14 protein-coding genes are annotated in these 20,045 nt (G+C 57.1%); 9 read left to right on the top strand and 5 right to left on the bottom strand.

Annotated features, from left to right (window positions below; translation table 11 throughout):
• Positions 1-3: 3 nt before the first annotated feature.
• Entirely contained in the window at positions 4-564 is a 561-nt protein-coding gene (locus BMX45_RS16245; protein ID WP_015733877.1) for an SLOG family protein, read from the bottom strand.
• A gap of 125 nt (positions 565-689) precedes the next feature.
• On the opposite strand from BMX45_RS16245, the gene BMX45_RS16240 reads away from it, so the two are divergent.
• A complete protein-coding gene (locus tag BMX45_RS16240; protein ID WP_090910572.1) occupies positions 690-1,571 on the top strand; it encodes a DUF6612 family protein in 882 nt (293 codons plus the stop codon).
• 239 nt (positions 1,572-1,810) lie between these two features.
• Here BMX45_RS16240 and BMX45_RS16235 read toward each other — a convergent pair whose 3' ends face one another.
• Together BMX45_RS16235 and BMX45_RS16230 are read right to left on the bottom strand one after the other, a co-directional pair.
• Complete coding sequence (locus BMX45_RS16235; protein ID WP_090910571.1) at positions 1,811-2,776, bottom strand: DUF4871 domain-containing protein; 966 nt, start codon at positions 2,774-2,776, stop codon at positions 1,811-1,813.
• On the bottom strand, positions 2,773-3,291 hold the full coding sequence (locus BMX45_RS16230) for an RNA polymerase sigma factor (RefSeq protein WP_090910569.1): 519 nt from the start codon (positions 3,289-3,291) through the stop codon (positions 2,773-2,775). The genes BMX45_RS16235 and BMX45_RS16230 overlap by 4 nt, the downstream gene beginning before the upstream one ends.
• Positions 3,292-3,445: 154 nt before the next feature.
• Between BMX45_RS16230 and BMX45_RS16225 the strand changes: the two genes are divergently transcribed.
• Positions 3,446-3,949: an LURP-one-related family protein gene (locus BMX45_RS16225; protein WP_090910568.1), complete on the top strand. Its 504-nt coding sequence runs from the start codon at positions 3,446-3,448 to the stop codon at positions 3,947-3,949.
• A gap of 41 nt (positions 3,950-3,990) precedes the next feature.
• On the top strand, positions 3,991-4,506 hold the full coding sequence (locus BMX45_RS16220) for a mismatch-specific DNA-glycosylase (protein WP_090910566.1): 516 nt from the start codon (positions 3,991-3,993) through the stop codon (positions 4,504-4,506).
• 214 nt (positions 4,507-4,720) lie between these two features.
• Here BMX45_RS16220 and BMX45_RS16215 read toward each other — a convergent pair whose 3' ends face one another.
• Positions 4,721-5,578, bottom strand: coding sequence for a 1,4-dihydroxy-6-naphtoate synthase (locus BMX45_RS16215; protein ID WP_009591617.1), 858 nt, complete (start codon positions 5,576-5,578; stop codon positions 4,721-4,723).
• Positions 5,575-6,285, bottom strand: coding sequence for a futalosine hydrolase (locus BMX45_RS16210; protein ID WP_090910564.1), 711 nt, complete (start codon positions 6,283-6,285; stop codon positions 5,575-5,577). The genes BMX45_RS16215 and BMX45_RS16210 overlap by 4 nt, the downstream gene beginning before the upstream one ends.
• Positions 6,286-6,474: 189 nt before the next feature.
• Here BMX45_RS16210 and BMX45_RS16205 point away from each other — a divergent pair, with 189 nt between their 5' ends.
• From BMX45_RS16205 to chvE, 6 genes are all read left to right on the top strand, one after another.
• The gene (locus BMX45_RS16205) at positions 6,475-7,065 is read left to right on the top strand and encodes a TetR/AcrR family transcriptional regulator (protein ID WP_090910563.1); all 591 of its coding nucleotides are present in this window, start codon (positions 6,475-6,477) and stop codon (positions 7,063-7,065) included.
• A 244-nt stretch (positions 7,066-7,309) separates the two neighbouring features.
• Entirely contained in the window at positions 7,310-8,317 is a 1,008-nt protein-coding gene (locus BMX45_RS16200; protein ID WP_090910561.1) for a substrate-binding domain-containing protein, read from the top strand.
• Positions 8,307-10,241, top strand: coding sequence for a cache domain-containing sensor histidine kinase (locus BMX45_RS16195; RefSeq protein WP_090910782.1), 1,935 nt, complete (start codon positions 8,307-8,309; stop codon positions 10,239-10,241). Before BMX45_RS16200 ends, BMX45_RS16195 begins: the two co-directional genes overlap by 11 nt.
• The gene (locus BMX45_RS16190) at positions 10,238-11,455 is read left to right on the top strand and encodes a response regulator transcription factor (RefSeq protein ID WP_090910559.1); all 1,218 of its coding nucleotides are present in this window, start codon (positions 10,238-10,240) and stop codon (positions 11,453-11,455) included. Before BMX45_RS16195 ends, BMX45_RS16190 begins: the two co-directional genes overlap by 4 nt.
• A 255-nt stretch (positions 11,456-11,710) precedes the next feature.
• Positions 11,711-18,553 (top strand): invasin domain 3-containing protein, encoded by a 6,843-nt coding sequence (locus BMX45_RS16185; RefSeq protein WP_090910557.1) that lies wholly within the window; start codon positions 11,711-11,713, stop codon positions 18,551-18,553.
• 389 nt (positions 18,554-18,942) lie between these two features.
• Complete coding sequence (chvE, locus tag BMX45_RS16180) at positions 18,943-20,028, top strand: multiple monosaccharide ABC transporter substrate-binding protein (RefSeq protein ID WP_090910556.1); 1,086 nt, start codon at positions 18,943-18,945, stop codon at positions 20,026-20,028.
• Positions 20,029-20,045 lie beyond the last annotated feature (17 nt).

The raw sequence follows: 20,045 nt of genomic DNA, 5'->3' as shown, positions 1-20,045 counted from the left end.
GACCTAGTAATCATCCTGCGACATGCTCTCTTCGTCGGCAACCGCCTGGATTTCCTCGGAACCGATGCTGATGAAGCGGTAGCCGTCGGCGGCTTGCTTCTTCAGCGCGCGTTCTTTGATGAACCTGGGACTGGCTTCACCGCCGTCTTCGTCGTACACGAGCAGAATGCCGTCGGTTTTACGGAGGAGCAAATCGTCTCTGGCCGTGAACTGCCATGGCCCCTGGTAGGGACTCTTGCTGACCGGCGCATAGAAGTCTACCCCCTTCATGACTTCCTGAAAATAAGCTTTTTTATCATCGTTCCATTGTTCTTCGGGATTCTGGTACGCCGTCAAAATGGAGCATTTCAGGTGAGGGTATTGGGACTTTAGTTCTATTGTCGCCTCAATGGCCCACAGGTCCACGCCGTATTGGCCGGGGGTGATTACCCACTGGAGGCCTTCCTCCAGAAGGGGAACCAGACGATTGGCGATCGCTTTGCGTATATAAGGAATGCCTTGATGCTTGTTATTGTAAATACCGAGCTCATGGGCTCGATATCCGGTAATCAGAATGTTTTCCAATCGAGCACGCCTCCTGAACAGAATTAGGTCTAGTGTACCTTTTTCGGAAATTTTGATCAACGGATGTTACAAATCGTATAGAATGGGTAAGTAATCCGGAATACATATTTTAGGAGGAAATTCGATTGAAGAAGTGGACAGCAGTATTACTAGGGGCAATTTTGGTAATGAGCATGACGGCATGCGGCAAAGACAACAAAGCAGCAGATGATGCCGCAGCAACACCGCCTGCAGCGGAACAAGGGACGACGACTCCGGCAGAGACGCCGCCGGCTAAAGAAGAGCCGAAGGAGGAGGCTTTGCCGACCGCTGACGAGCTTCTTCAAAAATCGGCCGAAGCTTCGAAAAACTTGAAGAGCTTTGCCATGAAAGCCGATGTCAAGCAGCACATCGTTGTTGAAGGCGCAGAGAAACAGGAGCAAAACGTTGATATGTCGCTCGATTCTGAGCTTACGCTAGAGCCGGTGGAGTTGATGCAGAACGTCGTGATGGATTCGCCGGAAGGCAAGGTCGAGATGAAGCAGTATATAACGGAAGACGGCATCTACATGCTCATGGATGGTCAATGGATGCAGGTTCCGAAGGAATCGGAGCAGGAGATCCGCGACAGCCTGGATCCGAGCAGTGCGAGTCCTGAGCAGCAGGTAGAGCAATTCAAGACCCTCGCTAAGGACTTCAAAGTAACGGAGGACGGAGACGCTTACGTCCTGACGGCGGATGTCTCCGGCAACAACCTGAAGGAGCTTGCCAAGTCCATGATGAGCCAAGCGGGCAACGATCCGCAGATGGAAGCCATGATGGACCAAATGGATATCAAGAGCATTCATATTACTTATGGCGTGCAGAAGGAATCTTACCTGCCTGTAACAACGGATTTGGACATGGTGATGGCAATGGAAGCCGAGGGTCAGAAGGTATCCTTGGACATGAAAATGAAGAGCGCCTACTCCAAGCATAACGAAATCAGCAAGATCGAAGTGCCGAAGGAAGCATTGGAAGCGAAATAATGCGCCTTGGGTAATGGAACAAGAGGAATATGAACCGTCATATTCCTCTTGAATAAAAGGCTGCCCCGGTTCTCTGTAGATGTTCTACGGACCGGGGCAGCCTTATTTAATGGAATCCGTTTCATTACAACGGCAGGGTCAAGGCAACGGCTTCCTCCATGATTGCACGAGGAGGCTTGCCATGAGGCGTGCTTGCGTTAACGGCCGCGGCTCATGCATATCTTGCGGCATCGCCAAATCTAAGGTTTAGCAACTTCGACAATGACGCTGCCGAACAATTGACCGTCGATCGAGACCATAATGCGCCAAAGTCCAGGCGAAGGAAGTAACATCGTTGTCGGCAGTGAGGCATCGGCACCATTATGAGGATAAGGAGCGACGCGAGATTTAAATACATCGATGATTTCGGACGAATTTTGTTTCACGGCGGTGATGACCAGATCCCCCGTTAATTCTTCGTCAAGCCCCCAGAAATGCCACATGTATTTGTTCGGCTTGCCAGCGATAAGGCCCGGGTGTATAAAGCCCAAGCGCCCTTCGATGCCGGTCATGGCATAACTGCCGGACACGAAGCTCGGGCTCGGCTCCCAGCTGCTATCCGGCACATCAATAACGATATCGCCGTATTTCTCATGATCCACCGTCACGTCGAAACGCCATAAACCGGAAAGCGGCAGAGCGAAACGGGAAGAAACTCGCGTCAAGTCATTGTAAGCCATATCGGAGGTAATCTTTGTCTCGGCAAGCTCCTCGATGGTAGTTCCCGTATCCCGGTGAACGGCGGATATGCTGATCGTTTTCCCTTCAAGCTCTTGAATCGGGGTTAATAAATTCCACCAGGCTCCGGCCGGAGAGCCCGCGGCAGCTTCCCCGCCCGGAAAAACCTGAAGTTTATCCACGCCATCCACCGTGTATACGCTTCGGGGAGTCCACTTGGCAGCGTATCCCCAGCCCCGGATGGGGATCATCCGTTGAAGCGCAGGGGACTCGCGCCATCCCCATACCGCCGCTATGAGAAGCAGCGCCAATACGCCTGCGGTCATGCTGATAAGACGCGCTGGAGCTCTTCTTTCACGGCTTATGTCGCCGTTTGCGGCGCTCTGCGATACATCGGATTTCATCTTCGCGGTGAACATCGGCTCGTTGAACGGAGGGGAAGCAAGCTCCTGCATCCAATCCGGCTGCGGCTCTTGTTCGGTTTTCATCGGATATCCGCTCCTTTCAACATCGTTTCCATCCGGGCGCGCGCCCGGTGCAGTCTGGACTTGATCGTTCCTTCGGATAGGCCGAGCAGCCGGGCCATTTCTTTACGCGGCAGCTGATAGTGGAATTCCAGGATCAGCACTTCCCGGTATTTGGGCGGCAGCTCCATTACGCATTTCCAGATCTGCGAGACGGCCGCGGCATCCATGAACTCTTTTTCCGCGGAAGACTCGGTCTGCTTGGAGGTGATCCAACCCGTTAAAGACACCCTTGTCATGAAGGAGGATTTGAGATAGTTCAGGGAAAGATTGCGGGTGATGGTTAACAGCCACGTTCTGACCGAGCTTCGGCCCTCAAAATCATTCCAGTGCTTATAAGCCCTAAGGAACACGTCCTGACTGATATCGTCCGCCGCATCTTTTCGTTTCGTTAAGAAGAACGCATAGTTCCACACGTCCTGGCCGAAGGACTCCATCCAGCCGCTCAGCAGCGTGCTTGGATCATTCACGGCTACCATAGATTTAAGGGTCTCCAATAGCATCACCTCGAATATTAGACAATCGAAACATGGATCGGTTCCCGAATTTCCCGCAAAAATTTGAAACAATTTAACCTGCAAATCGTTGTATGAATAACAGGGATGCAGGAAATCGAGGAAGGGGAGCAGGGGCATGCATTTGTATTTTAAGGATAACTTTTTTAGCTCGGGGATAACAGATATTATGGATAGGGAAGGCCGTGTAATAGGAAGCTTGGACTTGAAGAGCGCTTTCGGCTCCTCGCTGGACGTGTATAACGCCGGGGGAGATGCCGTATGCAGCGGCTCGTTCCGATTCTTCTCGAACAAATGGAATATCACGGGCGGCAATGGGGAAGAACTGGGTCTGCTGCGCATGCGGATGAGTTTCTTTACGAAAAAATTCGAATACGATGCGAGGGCGCGAGGTGTGTATGAGATCACTTCGCCTGCCTTTTCCAATGAATATGAAATAACGGATGGGACCGGAAGGGTCATCGCCCAATTTACCCGCATTAGCGGCTGGCTCCAAGCCGGAGCCTATCAGCTGCAGAATGAGAGCGATGTTCTCGATGACTGGGAGCTCGTTGCCGTCGTGATGGGCATTCACCAAATACGCAAACGCAACAACAGCGCCGCCGCATCGAGCTCTCATTAAGCTTAAGGGAACCCCGATTAGATGGTGAGGAGGAATCAAGCATGGACGAAGTCAGCGATCATCTGGATTATGGATTAACCCTTGTATTTATCGGCTTTAACCCGAGTCTGCGATCGGGCGAAATGGGGCACCATTACGCAAACCCGCGCAACAATTTTTGGAGGATACTGCATAAGTCCGGTTTGACTCCACGCTTGTATGAAGCCGCAGAGGACGGGGAACTGCTTAAACTGGGGTATGGATTCACCAATATTGTAGCCAGGCCCACCCGGGGCGCGGAAGACATTACCCGCGAAGAGTACAGGCTCGGAAGAGAGACGCTGCGGAAGAAGCTGGAGGAATACAGACCGGAGGTTGCCTGTTTTGTCGGCAAGGGCGTGTATACCGAATACAGCGGCAAGGCCAAGTCGGACTGGGGAATCCAGCCGGACTCCGTCGTAGACGGCGTCCGTGAGTTTGTAGCTCCATCGTCCAGCGGGCTGGTGAGGATGCCCATGGATGAAATTATCGGAATTTACAGGCAGCTGCATGATTTGATATCGAGGAACGAGTTCTGATTTGGAAAGTTCGGATGAAACGATTCGCGGGCAGGAAAAAGAGGAACGCCAAAAGAGAAGCCGGACACGGTTGGTCGGGCTCATGGGCATTCCTCTATTTTTAGAGAAGTACAGTATTGACTTCGGAGGGAGCCTCTCCTACTCTCGCTGGAAAGACTTCCGCTGCCATAGTCGGTCTTTCGAGAGAATATGTCGTTAGACGGTTATCTTCCGGCTATTCCGGACGTTTCAGCAGCGCGGGATCGATCCGCGGCACGAGCCCTTCATCGGCTGCGCGGTTCAGCAGGGCGGAAATTGCTGCATAGCCGTCTTCGCCCAGCTCTGCGGTAAATGGATTGACATATAAGTCAATGTGGGCATCGGCGACGTCCGGGTCCATTTCCTGTGCGTGCCGGAGGACATAATCCCGGGATTCTCCGGGATGTTCCCAGGCGTATTCGACCGAGGAGCGGATCCAGCTCGAGATGCTGGCCAGATCCAGCGACCTGCGGGCCACGATCGCTCCCAGCGGGATCGGCAGATTCGTATCGGATTCCCACCAGCTGCCGAGATCGGTCATCAGCTTCAATCCGTAGGACGGGTACGTGAACCGCGCTTCGTGAATGACCAGCCCGGCATCGATGGCACCGTCGCGGACAGCCGGCATGATCTGGTCAAACGGCATCACCACGATTTCGCCGAGTCCCCCGGGTACGTTTTGGGCGGCCCACAGGCGAAACAGCAGATAAGCCGTGGAGCGTTCGCTCGGAACGGCTACCCGCCGTCCGGACAGCGCAGCCGGACTGTCCGGGGTCTTTCCGTCCGTCAGCTTGTCCGCCGTCAGAACGAGAGGCCCGCAACCGCGGCCGAGCGCTCCCCCGCAGGGCAGCAGGGCGTATTCATCCAGCACCCAGGGCAGCGCGGCATAGGATATTTTCAAGATATCGTGTTCCCGATCCTCAGCCGCCCAATGATTGGTAATATCGATATCCGCATAGGATACATCAAGCTCGGGTGCACCGGGAATAAGACCGTGAACCCAGGCATGAAAGACAAATGTGTCGTTGGGGCAAGGGGAAAAAGCGATTTTCATCGTAGCACCTCCGGTAGTAATGAACTTGCTGTCTCAAGCGCCTGCAGCGCCTCCTTGATCTTCCATGCGCCGCGGTCCCGCGGACCGACCTGATTGGATATGGTACGGATCTCAAGCACGGGCACCCCAGCTGCATCGGCAGCGGTGGCTACGCCGAACCCTTCCATCGCTTCGGCGCAGGCGTTCGGCACCCGGCGGAGAAGGCTGGCGGCCGTCGCCGCCGTTCCCGTCGTGGTGGATACGGTCAGCACGGGACCAAGGGTCACGGCGGCGCCGGCATCCTCCAAGGCCTCGGCAAGCTTGCCGGCAGCTGCAGCATCGACCGGAATCCGATCCGTTCCGAAGCCGAGCTCCTGAACGCTGCTGAAGCCGTCTTCGGTTTCGGATCCGAGATCCGCCGCAAGGATGAGGTCTGCAATGACGATGGAGCCAACCTCAGCCTGACCGGCAAAACCTCCGGCAATGCCTGCGCTGACAACGAAATCGTAGGAGGCTTGCATCAAACGGCGGGCCGTCGCGGCCGCCGTGGCCGCCGGACCGACTCCTCCCGCGATAACCTCGAATCCGGACGCATTCTTTAGCCCGCGCAACACGGCATCTTTTTCGGCATCAACCGCCGTGACGATAAGCACGCGCCTAAAGGAATGCGGGGCCGAGCTATATGACCCGATTGTATCTGCCGAGTTGGATGGGGTATGTTTCTGCATGTGATTAATCTCCTTTTTGGCTGAAACGTTAAGCATCTCATCCCTTTTACGTTATAACGTTCCGGGGGCGATGTAAAGTCTTCGGTCCAGGCGGGACACTTTATGTGTAGCAGCAACTTTCCGATATAGAGTATAATGAAGGGTAACTAACATACATACATCATGGGTAGATTCGGAGGTTGGATAGCTTTGCGGAAGAAGGGTGCGAACGGACAAGAAAGCCGGGCGAGACTACTGATTGTCGCCGCCAATGAATTTGCGAAGTCAGGATACCATCAGACCAAGATCAGCACCATCGTTTCCCGGGCAGGATTGACGCAGCCGTCATTCTATTTGTATTTTGAGAGCAAAGAGGCGATTTTCAGGGAGCTGATGGAGAAATTTCGTTCGGAGCTTAAAGGCCTGATCGAGGGAAGCCGGTTGGAGAGCGGAATCGACGAGGCCCATGTGACCGGGCGTTTGCTTGGCGTGCTTACGGGGTTGTTCACGTTTCTTGGCAAGGACCCGGATTTGACGCAAATCGGTTTTTTCATCGGGGATGATTCCGTCATCGTAAAGGCTGAAATGGCAGCCATGATCGAGCAAAATCTGAAGGAAGAGCAGCGGGACGGGTACTTTGACCGTGAGTCCGACATGCACATCGTTGCGGAGTGCCTGGTCGGCGTCATCGAAAGGCTGACTTCCCAGCAGCTGTTGACACGCAAGCGGACTCCTGAGGATCTTGCGCGTCACGTGGTGAGTTTATTTATGCACGGCATTAGCATCTATCCGGCTAAGTGATCAGTACGGGCACCCCCCTGCCTCGTTCATGCAGGAACGATATGCAGATGCTTGATATCATAGAAACAGGCTGTGACATGGTTAAGGGGGACCTGGAACAGCCTGTTTTTTGCTGCTGTCCGCTGCCAAATTCCAGCGAGGGTTTGATCTTTTTCAGAGAATTGCAGTATATTCATAATACGATATGTAACCGGTTGCAACTGGTGAATGGCACACGAAGGATCAAGAATCGGGGGACTCATTCATGAAGAAGATGATGCTGGTGTACGGCGTCCTTATATTGGCTTTTCTCACCTATGTGTTCATGTACAGGCTGGAAGACAAGCGTTCCTCGGCCTGGGGGGAAGGCGGGCTGCACGGCAGCATGGGCGAGAATTACGTCATGGTCACATTTCAATCGGGGATGGAATATTGGAAAAATATATTGAAGGGATTCGAGGATGGTGGGGATGCGCTCGGCGTAACCGTCGATTATCGCGGGTCCACGCAATATGACGTGGAGGAACAGATTACCGTCCTGGAGCAGGTCATCGCGAAGCGTCCGGCGGGCATCGCCTTGTCGGCCATCGATTCGAAGGCGCTGACGTCCACGATCAATAAGGCCGTGGATGCCGGGATTCCGGTCGTCCTATTCGATGCGGATGCACCTGACAGCAAAGCGTATTCTTTTCTTGCAACCAACAATTACAATGCAGGGGTTGCGGCCGCGGACAAGATGGCGCAGCTACTCGGCAGGGAAGGGGAGATCGGGATTGTGACCCAGCCCGGGCAGCAGAACCATGACGACCGCTCGGAAGGTTTCCGGGACACGTTGGCACAGAGATATCCTTCCATGTCCGTGGTGGAGATCCGGGAAGGAAAAGGGGACACCCTCGTTGCCAAAGAGGCTGCGGCGGACATGCTGGGCAAGCACCCGGATCTCAAAGGAATCTTCGTGACGGAGGCCAGCGGCGGAATGGGCGTCGCGGATGCCGTTATCGGCGCGGGTAAGGCGGGCCGGGTGACCATCATTGGATTCGATACGAACAAAGGGACGCTGGACCGGATTTCCGACGGAACCATCGCGGCAACGATCGCCCAGGGTACTTGGAATATGGGCTACTGGTCCTTGCAGTATTTATTTCACCTGCATCACGGACTTACCGTGCCGGCCCCGACGCTTGGGAATGATGTGTCGCCGCTTCCCGCGAGGGTGGACACCGGAATCTCGATTGTGACCCGAGAGAATGTGAATGATTATTATGCGAAATAACAGAGTGGAATCCTGGCGCGAGGGTTTTTGGCGTTGGCTGCGGTTCGGGGATTTGCCGCTGAGATACAAGCTGGTCATCCTGTTCCTCATGGTTGGGATCCTTCCCTCAATTGCCCTTGGCGTTCTTGTTAATTGGACGGTAAATCGCATTGTGGACCAGCAGGTCACCTCGAATACCATTCAACTGATCGGAAAGGTCAACCAGACCCTGGACAATGATATGGAGAATCTGCAGAACATTACGTATTTGATCGGCTTCGACCCTCGCACGGAGCGGTTTCTGCAAGGGGACATTCAAGGGGATAAGCCGGCGGCAGGAGCCGATATTCCTTCGGGAACCTATCGCCCGCAAACGTCCCCGGTCAAGCAGGATAATGAGGAAAATTACGAGATTAAGCGATACCTTCAAGGCTTCACGACGCTGTATCCGGAAATTGCCTCCATTCTTCTGGTCAATCGCGAAGGAGCCTATATCAGTAACGAAATGTACGCGCGCAGTCCGGCGAATTTGACGGAGGAAGAATGGTACCGCGAGGCCGTTTTAAACGAAGGGATCTTTACCGTGCTCGGCCATCCGGCAGACCGTAACGTCACCACCCACGTTCATTACGCCAACGAGGAGCTGGTGTCGGTCGTACGCTCGTTTGTGGATCCGGATACGAGGGAAGTGACCGGTGCGGTATTGATCGACTTGAAGCTGCGGGCGGTCGCCAGGGCAGTCCGGGATGTCACGCTCGGGAAAAGCGGATATTTGATGGTGGCAGAGGCCGGCGGCTCCAGCATTTATACCCCGGAGGATTCCATCATCCCGTCCATTCCGCCATCGTGGTTTCCCGAAGAGGAGAGCGGCGCTTTGATCCGCGAGGTAAACGGGGAACGGCTGCAACTGATATACGGCACCTCCTCCTTTACTGGCTGGCGGACAATCGGCGTATTTCCAACCAGCGAATCGGTGTATGAAGTGCGGGAGATTCGTTTTTATATGATCTGTTTCTTGTTTATAGTGTGCTTGTTTGGGGTTACGGCGTCCTACACGCTTTCGCAGTCCATATCCAGGCCGATCTGGCAGCTTATGTCCTTCATGCAAAAAGCCGAATCCGGGGATTTGACGATCCGCTACTGGGGAAATCGGCAGGATGAGGTGGGCATGCTCGGCCGCAGCTTTAACCGCATGCTCCAGCAGATCCGCAAGCTGATGAAGCTGAGCGAGCTGCGGGAGAGGCAGAAGCGCGAAGCGGAGCTGCGCAGCCTGCAGGCGCATATTAAACCGCATTTTCTGTACAACACGCTGGATACGATCCATTGGATGGCCCGCAAGAAAGGGGCGGATGACGTATCGGATCTGGTAGAATCCTTGTCGCGGCTGTTTCGGATCGGGCTCAGCAAAGGCGAAGATATCATTCCCATGTCCGACGAATGGACGCATATCAGCAGTTACCTGCAGATCCAGAAGATGCGTTACCGCGACAGGCTGCAGGTTGAGATGGAGCTTTCCCCTGAAGCCGAGAGACTGCACGTCCTGAAGCTCATCCTGCAGCCGATGGTGGAGAACGCGATATACCACGGCATTAAGGCCCGGAGAGGCCCGGGGCGAATCTGGATCCAAGCGGATGTTGAGGAAAATGTGCTGGTGCTTACCGTACGTGATGACGGGGCAGGTATGCCTGTGGAGCGGCTGGACGCGCTTCGCAGGCAGCTTGCCGATCCGGTAACGGCCATGGAGGCGCCTCGGGAAGAAGGGCCGGGCGCAAGCCGAAGCTACGGCATGCTGAATGTACAGGCACGTATCAAGCTAACGTTCGGGGAGACGTACGGAATTATGATTGACAGTATAGAGAACGAGGGAACCACGGTACGGATTACGCATCCGCTGCTGCATGCCGTTCCTTCGTCCTCCGATCATGATAGGAGAGACTCACGATGAAGAAAGCGTATCAAGTCTTGATTGCCGACGATGAGCCGATTATCCGCGAGGGGATTCGGGATGCGGTCGATTGGGGGGCGCTCGGCATGGAAGTGGCTGCCGAAGCGGAGGATGGCGAGGAAGCGTTGGAGCTTGCGCTCAGCCGGCCGATTGACATTATGCTGGTCGATATGAATATGCCGTTCCTGGACGGCATCGGGCTCATGAAGCGACTGAAGGAAGAACGCCCCGCGTGCCGGTTCGTCATTATTACCGGCCATGACGAATTTGCTTATGCGCAGGAAGCGATCAGGCTCGGGGTTAAGGATTATATATTGAAGCCGGTAAATGCGGAGCACCTGATCCAGGTGTTGGGGGGCGTTCGGGATGAGCTGAACGACCATCAAATTCAGGAAAGCTACCTGAAGAAGGCGTCCGAGCAAATCGAGAAGAACATTCCGCTGCTGCGGGAACGGTTTTGCCTTGAATGGATGCACGGCTTGCTGGATGAGGAGGAGGCGATCGAGCAGCTGGAGTTCCTGGGACTGCCGCCTTGCCGTCCCACCCGGATCGGCATCGCCAGATGGCCTGAGGTGACGGCTCCGCAGCCGTTGATGAAGGAAAGCGACCGCCAGCTGTATCTGTTCGCGATGGAAAATATAATCGCCGAGCTGTTTCATCCCGCCCCCTGCGTTTTGTTCCGGGACCATACCGGTTGGATCGGAATTTGCTGCTGGGGAGAAGCGGATTTGGAGATTGCGGCCGATGCCGAGCAATTGATCCAGAAGTACTTGAAGCTGGTCGTGAATGTACATTTGGAGCTGGTTTCGGAAGGGACGGACGGCGCCGTTGCGGCCGCCTACGAGGCTTGCCGGGAAGGGGTATTCAAGGAGGCGCAGCTGTCTCCGCTGGTGCGGCGTGCCCGGCAGCTCATCCAGGAACAGTATGCCGTTCGGGAGCTGACGCTGGAATCTTTCGCCCAGGCCCTGCAGGTATCGCCGGTCTATCTGAGCCGGACGCTAAAGAAAGAATTGGGCATGTCCTTTATCACGCTCATGACCCAGACGAGGATTCAGAAAGCGATCCAGCTGCTCAACGCCACCGAGCTGAGCATCCTGGACATCGCGGAGCGGGTGGGGTATGACAGCCAGCATTATTTCAGCACGGCCTTTAAGAAGGTGATGGGGGTGTCGCCGAACCGGTATCGGAAAGGGGCGGCGGTTCTGGAAGAATAGAAGAGATGAAGGACGGAGCCCACGACAGGAGCAATAAAAGGCGGTGATTGCGTTCCATGGCAATCTCCGCTTTTTTGCCTGCAATCCGAGGGGGATATCCGAGATGAATTTTTTGTCGAATCGTTAACGTTTGTTAATTATTATTGACGTCCTTTTTTGTTAGAATAGCGGTCAGGACCGAGGAATCATGGACAACATGCAACAGAGTCTTTATTCCTTAATGTTCACTATTTATTTCAAGAAGGGGAGGTTTCATTGCGCAGATTGAAAAAAATCGCGATGCTTCTGCTCGCATTTCTGATGATCATGCCGAATCTGCCGCAGCCGGCACATGCCGCATCCGCGGCGCCCGCCGGCATCAAAGGAATCGGAACGGGATACCTTCATTCCTTGCTGATTGCCGGAGACGGCACGGTTTGGACGATGGGGGACAACGGTGCGGGAGCACTGGGCAACGGCACAACGGATAATGCATTCCGTCCCGTACCGGTGACCAAATTCGACGGTACGCCGCTGGGAAACGCGAAGTTCGTGACGGGAGGAGGCTATTTCTCGGTCGCGCTGCTGAATGACGGCACCGTATGGTCCTGGGGCAAAGGAACCTACGGAAAGCTGGGCAATGGTGCATCGGCCGATCAGTATCGAGCCGTGCAGGTAACGGAGTCCGGCGGCGGGCCGCTAACGAATGTACGCAGCATCGCCGCGGCTTACGACCATGTTCTGGCCATCAAGGAAGACGGATCGGCTTGGGGGTGGGGATCCAATTCGAGCAGCATGCTTACCGATTATTATGACATCAGCAACCCCCGGGCCGTACGTATCAAGGCATCAAGCGGATCCTATCTCAAAGACGTGAAGGCCGTAGGGGCAGGCGATTACCATTCCGTTGCGCTCCTGAACGACGGAACGGTATGGGCCTGGGGCTACGGAGGCTTTGGAGGGTTGGGCAACGGGTCAACGGCCGACTCCGTGTATCCGGTACAGGTGATCGATTCCTCCGGACAGCCGTTAACCGGCATAGCCGATATCCAAGGCAGTCGATTTGGCGGCATGGCTTTGAAGGGAGACGGCACCGTTTGGGCTTGGGGATACAATGAGAATTTCAACTTGGGCAACCCGGGGCTGACTTCTTCCAACACGGCGATTCAGGTTCAGCAGACGGGTTCCGGACCGCTTACGGACGTGGTCCGGATATCCGGCGGCGGCCGTTTGAGCATGGCTCTTAAGCATGACGGAACCGTGTGGTGGTGGGGCATGCAAAACCGGAACCTGCAAGTGGCAACGAAGCTGCTCGGCGACGTAGGCCAATTGGCAGCCGGAGACAATCATGCCCTTGTGATCAAAACGGACGGCACCGTTTGGGGTGCGGGTTGGACCAGCAGGGGAGAGTTGGGCATATCGGACGCCAGTCCCTTAATATATTACACGACTGCGCTGCAAGTATATCCAGCCCGGACGCAAATCAGCGCCAGTCCCGCTTCCATCGATGCGGACGGGGCGAGCAAGACGACGGTCACCGTAACGCTCAAGGAAGGAAGCAACTATAACATCGGCAGGAGCGAAGGGACCGTTCAGCTTAGCACGACAGCGGGCACGCTCGGTCCGGTCACCGATCACGGGGACGGGACGTATACGGCTGAACTGACGTCGTCCAAGACGACCGGAACCGCAACGATTACGGGCATCATTAACGGTTATCCCATGAGCGCAAGCGGCACGGTGAAGTTCAATCCGCTTGGCGCTTCGGCCCTCACTTCAACGGTCACCGCGAGCCCGGCATCGATTCCGGCGGACGGCAGCAGTATCTCCACCGTGACGGTGCAGCTGAAGGATAGCAACGGAAATCCGTTGACGGCGAGCGGCGGCGCCGTGCAAATGAAGACGACCGCCGGTACGCTGTCCGGCGTGACGGACGGGAAGAACGGGACGTACACGGCACAGCTGAAAGCGCCCGTTTCCGTCGGTACGGCAACCGTAACGGCGGAGCTGGGCGGAACGCCGCTCGCGCAGAAGGCAGCGGTCACGTTCATTCCAGGAGCCGCATCGGCTTCGGCATCCACGATCAGCCTGGGGCAGAACACGCTCACGGCCGGAAGCGGCAGCACGGCGGTGACCGTCCGATTAAAGGATTCGCACGGCAATCTGCTGGTGTCCGGAGGCGACATGGTAACGATCCAGTCCTCACACGGCACGGCCGGGAGGGTAACCGACCATGGGGACGGGACCTATACGGCTGTGCTGACGGCAGGCACGGCCGCAGGCAGCGGGACCGTCAGTGCCGCGGTGAACGGGGCGGCGATGCAGCAGAAGGCCGCGATTCAGATTCTTCCCGCGGGAGCGTCCGCGCAAACCTCGGAACTGTCAGCGGCTCCCGTCTCGATCGTTGCGGACGGCAGCAGTAAAACGATGCTGACGGTACGGCTCCGGGATGCCTACGGCAACGCGTTGACGGCCTCCGCAGGTACCGTGTCCATGAGTACAAGCGGCGGCACCATCGGGGCCGTGTCCGACAAAGGCAACGGAACCTATACCGCAACGCTGACCTCGGCCTCTATGACCGGCACCGCTGAAGTATCGGCCAGATTGAACGGTTCTTTGATCAAACAAACGGCCGTGGTCTCGTTCGTCCCGGGGGCTGCCTCCGCGGACAAGTCCAGCCTTGCCTCTGCTTCAGGCAGTCTCCAGGCCGGATCGGGGGCCACGACGTTAACCGTAAAATTGAAGGATGCGCGAGGCAATGATCTCGTGACTGGCGGCGATGCCGTGACGATGCAGGCCAGCATCGGCTCGATCGGTACCGTGGCGGATCAAGGCAACGGAACGTATACCGCGACGCTGACGGCGCCGACGGCAACGGGCATATCGGTTGTGTCCGCTTCGGTTAATGGCGTGAGGCTCGCGCAAACGGCGAACGTTAGCATTGTGCCCGGCCCTGTGTCTCTGTCGGCCTCCACGATCAGCGCTGCGAACGCAAGCGTTCCGGCTAACGGAACCGGCACGACCAGGGTTACCGTGGAGCTGAAGGATACGCATGGCAATCGTTTAACTGCTTCGAGCGGTACCGTAACCTTGTCGGCTACTGCAGGCAGCCTGAGTGCGGTAACGGATCACGGCGACGGGACGTACAGCGCGACCTGGACGGCGCCGACGACCGCCGGAACCGCAACGGTGTCGGGTTTTGTCAACGGCTCGGCACTTGCCGGCAAGGCAAGCTTGAACTTCGTTGCCGGAGCGGCATCGCCGTCAGCGACGAGCCTTTCGATCAACCCGGCCTCGATTACGGCAGACGGCGTCAGTACGGCCGTCATTACGGTGCAAGCGAAGGATGCCTACGGCAATCCGGTGACGCAAGGAGGCGACGCGGTATCCGTCGAAACAAGCGGAGGCACGCTCTCCGTTGTCACGGACCGCGGTAACGGCATCTATACGGCTACCGTTAAAGCGCCGACGGCCGCCGGCAAGGCCGTCATCCGGGCCGAGTTGAACGGCAAGACCGTCACGCAGACGGCGGACATTGCGTATGTTGCGGGCGCCGCTTCTCCGGCGACATCGCTCCTCACGGCGGGGGCGTCCGCGCTCCCGGCTGACGGGTCAAGCACAATGGCGCTGACCGTGCAGCTGAAGGACATCCACGGCAACAACCTGACGTCCGGCGGCGACAGGGTGAGCCTGAGCGCGACCGCCGGCTCGATCGGAGCGGTAACGGATCATGGCGACGGCACATACTCGGCTGTGCTTACAGCACCGACGGTTGCCGGTCCGGCAACGATCACCGCGACCGTGAATGGTGCGAAGCTATTGCAGACCGCGTCCGCTGATTTTGAGCCCGGAGCGGCTTCGGCACGGGAATCGCTGCTGACGGCAGCATCCCCGGCGATGCCGGCTGACGGCGCCAGCACAACAACCGTGACGCTGCAGCTGAAGGATGCCTTTGGCAACGAATTGAAGACAGGCGGTGATACGGTCGTGTTCACCACGACTTCCGGAACGTTGGGCAGCGTTCAAGACCATGGCGACGGCACGTATTCAGCCATGCTGACAGCCGGTACGGTTTCCGGTTCAGCCGTCGTATCGGGTGCGGTAAACGGTGTGCCGTTGGAGCACCCCGTATCGGTGGAGCTTCTCACCGGGGCGGCATCCGCGGCCGAATCGATCATCGAAACGGACAGCAAAGCAATCACCGTGGGCGGCAGCACGTCAACGGTTGTCACGATTCGGTTGAAGGATGCCTTCGGCAATGCGTTGACCGCAGGGGGCGACAAGGTCTTGCTGCAGACGACGGCCGGAACGCTGGGTCTGACGACGGATCATCATGACGGCACGTACACGTCCATATTGACGGCTGGCACGGCGGCAGGCGAGGCCGTCATCACGGGAACGGTCAACGATGTACCGTTGGCGCACACGGCGTCGGTGCAGTTCATGCCTGGCCCGGCTTCGGCGGACCAAACGGTATTGTCAGCCGACCGGGCAGTCGTCACCGCTGACGGGCTAAGCCGTTCAATCGTGACCGTACAGCTGAAGGACGCTTATGGAAACGAGCTCAGCTCCGATGCCGGATCGCTCCAGCTTAAGCTGGCGTCGACGCTTGGCCTGCTAACGGAGCCGGAGTACGAAGCGGAAGGCCGTTATACGGCCGGCGTTGCGTCGAATAGGGCCGGAGCAGCCGTTATTACCGGAACCTTGGACGGCATTCGGATCGCCTCGTCGGTGACGGTATCCTTCGAGCCGGGCGAGCCTTCGGCGCTCGCCTCGACGGTGGATGCGGACCGGACCGGGCTGACAGCCGACGGCATGCAGTCCGCGCGGATTACGGTGCAACTGAAGGACGCCGCCGGCAATACGATTCCGGATGACGGCGGGCCCGCGGACATTCGGATTCATTCCTCGATCGGCACCGTTTCCGCGGCCGTATATGAGGCCGAGGGACGGTACACGGCCTTGCTGATCTCCACCGAGGCTGGCATTGCCATCATTACGGCATCGGTGGACGATAGCGAGCTTGCAGACACGGCTGAGGTCGAATTTCTGCCGGGGCCCGCTTCGGCCGCTGCATCGGAGCTTTCCGCCGACAGCGGGGCAATCCCGGCCAACGGCTCCGCTGCCTCGATGATTACCGTCTTGGTAAGGGATGCTTTTGGCAACAGCACGGGGAACGGGGCCGATATTCGGCTTGAAACAACGCTTGGCACCGTGACGGAAGCCACGTATCGCGAGAACGGCGTGTATACCGCGGAAGTCCGTTCAACCGAGCCGGGAGTGGCTGACATTCACGCCTGGATCGGCGGAGAGCCGATTCGGGATGGCGTGCAGGTAACCTTTGCCGACGGCATATGGTTTACGCCGCCCTCGTACCGCCTTCAAATCGGCGAATCGGTGCGCACGGTCGTGGAGGTGACTTACGAGGATGCTACCTCGGACGTAACCGCAGATGCCCGCTTCCAATATGATGATGGGCTGATCCGGGTGGCGCGGGCCGAGGACGGCTACTGGTATGTCACAGGGCTTCGTGCCGGGCGTACCGTCATGCAGGCCGTCTATGAGGCTGATGCCGGCAGGCTGACAGCCGCCGCCCCTGTCACGGTTTATGCCGTGCCGACCGGATTGACGCTGGATGCTTCCAGGTATGAAGTGAGGGAGGGCGAATATCGCCAGATCCGGGTAACTGCACATTACTCGGACGGCACCTCCTCCGATGTGACCGCGGAAGCTGCATACCGACTTGCAGACAGAGGTTATGCATCCCTGAATGCAGCAGGCCGGCTGCACGGCATCCGGTCAGGGAAAACGTCCATGACCGTGACCTACGAAGGTCTCAGCACCGCAGCCGAGGTTGCCGTTTTGCCGCCGGCAAACTCAGGCGATGATCCTGGTTCCGACGGAAGCCCGGGCAACGCCGTCGGCCTGCCGGGCGATGCAGGCGGGGTGAAACCGCCCGCAGGGGCAGATCGCGATCTCACCGTCGATCTGGTGCTCGACGGGGAAACCGGCCAGACAATTACGCTCGAGCCCGAACAGCTGAGTTCAGGCCGCATCGTGATTGAAACGAGGGGCGGAACGAGCGAATGGTCGCTGCGCATGAAGCCTGCCGTCGTGGAACGGCTGCAGGAGCTTGCCAGGGGCGCGGTGATGGAGTGGCGCACGCCGCAGGGCGTATTTGTCTTCTCGCTGGCTGAGCTTGGCGAGCTGCCATCGGATTTATCTGCGACTTTCATCGGGCTCACGATCAGAACGGCCGATGACGAGGCGGAGACGAGACTCGGGGAGCTCTCGCGGAAAACGGGAGCGAGTATGCGGCTTAAGCCGTTCTCCGTGTCGCTGAACGCATGGAAGCCGGACGGAACGGCGCAGCCGCTGGCAGATGGCCGATTATCCGCAACCTTCTCGCCTTCAGGGCGAATACTGGCCGACGGCCGGTATTTGACGGCAGCTTACCTTGATGAAGCCGCAGGACAATGGAAGCACGTTCCGGCCCGTTTCACTTCGGCCGAAAATGCTCTTCTTACTTTAAAGGCATCGGGAACCTATACCGTTCTTGAGAGCCGCCGCGCATTCACCGACATGAGCGGGCATTGGGCTAAAGCAGACGCCGAACTGCTCGCGAACAAGCTTATCGTGCAGGGGACGGAGGGCGGCCGTTTTGAACCCGGCCGCTCCATCACGCGAGCGGAGCTTGCCGCCATGCTGGTCAGGATGCTGGGGATCCATCCGAGCGGAGCTGCCGCGGTTCCTGCTTCGTTCAACGACGTGGCGGGCCGATGGTTTGCAGCCGACGTTCAAGCCGCTTATAAGGCGGAATTGATCCAAGGGTATGCGGACGGCAGCTTCCGTCCGGATGCTGCCGTGACCCGGCAGGAAATGATCGTCATGATCGCAAGGGCGATGGAAGCGGCGGGGCTTGGCAAGGAGGCCGAGGGAGCGCCGGTGCAATATGCCGACGATGACAAGCTTGCATCCTGGGCTCGCGGGGCAGTCGATCAGCTTTCGCAGGCAGGACTGTTGACGGGCGACCAAGCGAACAGGCTGGCGCCGGAGCGGGCGGCTACGCGCGCGGAAACGGCGGCCATCCTGGCAAGAATGCTGCAATCGGGCATGTGATCGCAATATGGTCGGCGGGCCTTGGTGCCCGCCGGCCTTTTTAAATCCATGGAAGCATGAAAAGAGAACATGTGGTAGCGGGCTGATCTACGCTGCAGCATGGAGAGAGCCTCCGGTTCGTTGGCATACAACGAACCGGAGGCTCTTTTTGATGACGAAAAAGGCATTCGGACAGTTCCCATGGAGCACATCGGTACACAGCCCTGCACATCTCGCACATCTCGCAAGAATGCCGAACAACAAACAAAAGTATGAAAATTATAAAAAAGGTTGTTTTCGTGGAAAGACCCCTCCACCCGAACGGAGGTATCCTTTTGAGTACAGAGAGGCTTTTCGAACCTACGGTTGTAAGCGCTCTCGATTTCATTTTTCGGAAAGGGGAACTACCGATGAAGAGAGGATTGCCAGGATTGCTGATCGCGGTGCTGCTCTTGGCCCTGACGGCCTGCAACCTCGCCGAAAGCCAAACCGGCGATGCTGAGAAGGGTTACGTCGGCCTTGCGATGCCCACCAAATCATCCGAACGCTGGGTGGCTGACGGGAAGAACATGGAGCGGCTGTTTCAGGAAAAAGGGTATAAAACCGACCTGCAATTCGCCGAGGACGTGATTGAAAACCAGATTTCCCAAATCGAGAACATGATTACGAAAGGGGTCGACGTAATCGTCATCGCTTCGATCGACGGCAATACGCTGACCGACGTGATCAAGAAGGCCCATGATCAGGGAATCAAGGTCATCGCCTACGACCGGTTGATCCGCAACACCGAGCATTTGAGTTATTATGCCACCTTCGACAATTTCCAGGTCGGCGTTCAGCAAGCCTCCTATATTGAAGAGAAGCTTGGCCTGAAGGAAGGGAAGGGGCCGTTCAATATCGAGCTGTTCGGCGGATCGCCGGACGATAACAATGCTTACTTCTTCTATGACGGCGCGATGTCCGTGCTCAAGCCTTACATGGACTCGGGCAAGCTTGTCGTTCGGAGCAAACAGACCACGATGGCCCAGATTGCAACCCTGCGCTGGGACGGCGCCCTGGCGCAGTCGCGGATGGATAACCTGATCAGCGCCAACTATTCCAGCGAGAATCTGGACGCGGTGCTGTCGCCCTACGACGGGATCAGCATCGGCATCATCTCCTCGCTCAAAGGCGTAGGCTACGGGACGGCCGGCAAGCCGCTGCCGATCATCACGGGTCAGGATGCGGAGCTTGCTTCCATTAAGTCGATCGTGGCCGGCGAGCAAACCCAGACGGTGTTCAAGGACACGCGCCAGCTCGCCGAGCAGGCGGTGAAGATGGCGGAGAGCGTGCTGAAGGGAGAAGAGGCCGAGGTGAACGATACGGAATCGTACGACAACGGCATCATGGTCGTGCCTGCCTATTTGCTTCCCCCTGTATCCGTTGATGCTTCGAACGTGGAGAAAGAGGTTGTGGAGACGGGCTACTATTCCAAGGAAGAAATCGGATTGAAATAGTCTTTAGGCAAGCGAAC

The sequence above is a fragment of the Paenibacillus sp. cl141a genome (assembly GCF_900109305.1).
GTDB classification, from domain to species: domain Bacteria; phylum Bacillota; class Bacilli; order Paenibacillales; family Paenibacillaceae; genus Paenibacillus_AQ; species Paenibacillus_AQ lautus_A.
The sequence above is the reverse complement of the archived record's forward strand: the minus strand, read 5'-3'. Positions and strand labels throughout refer to the sequence as shown.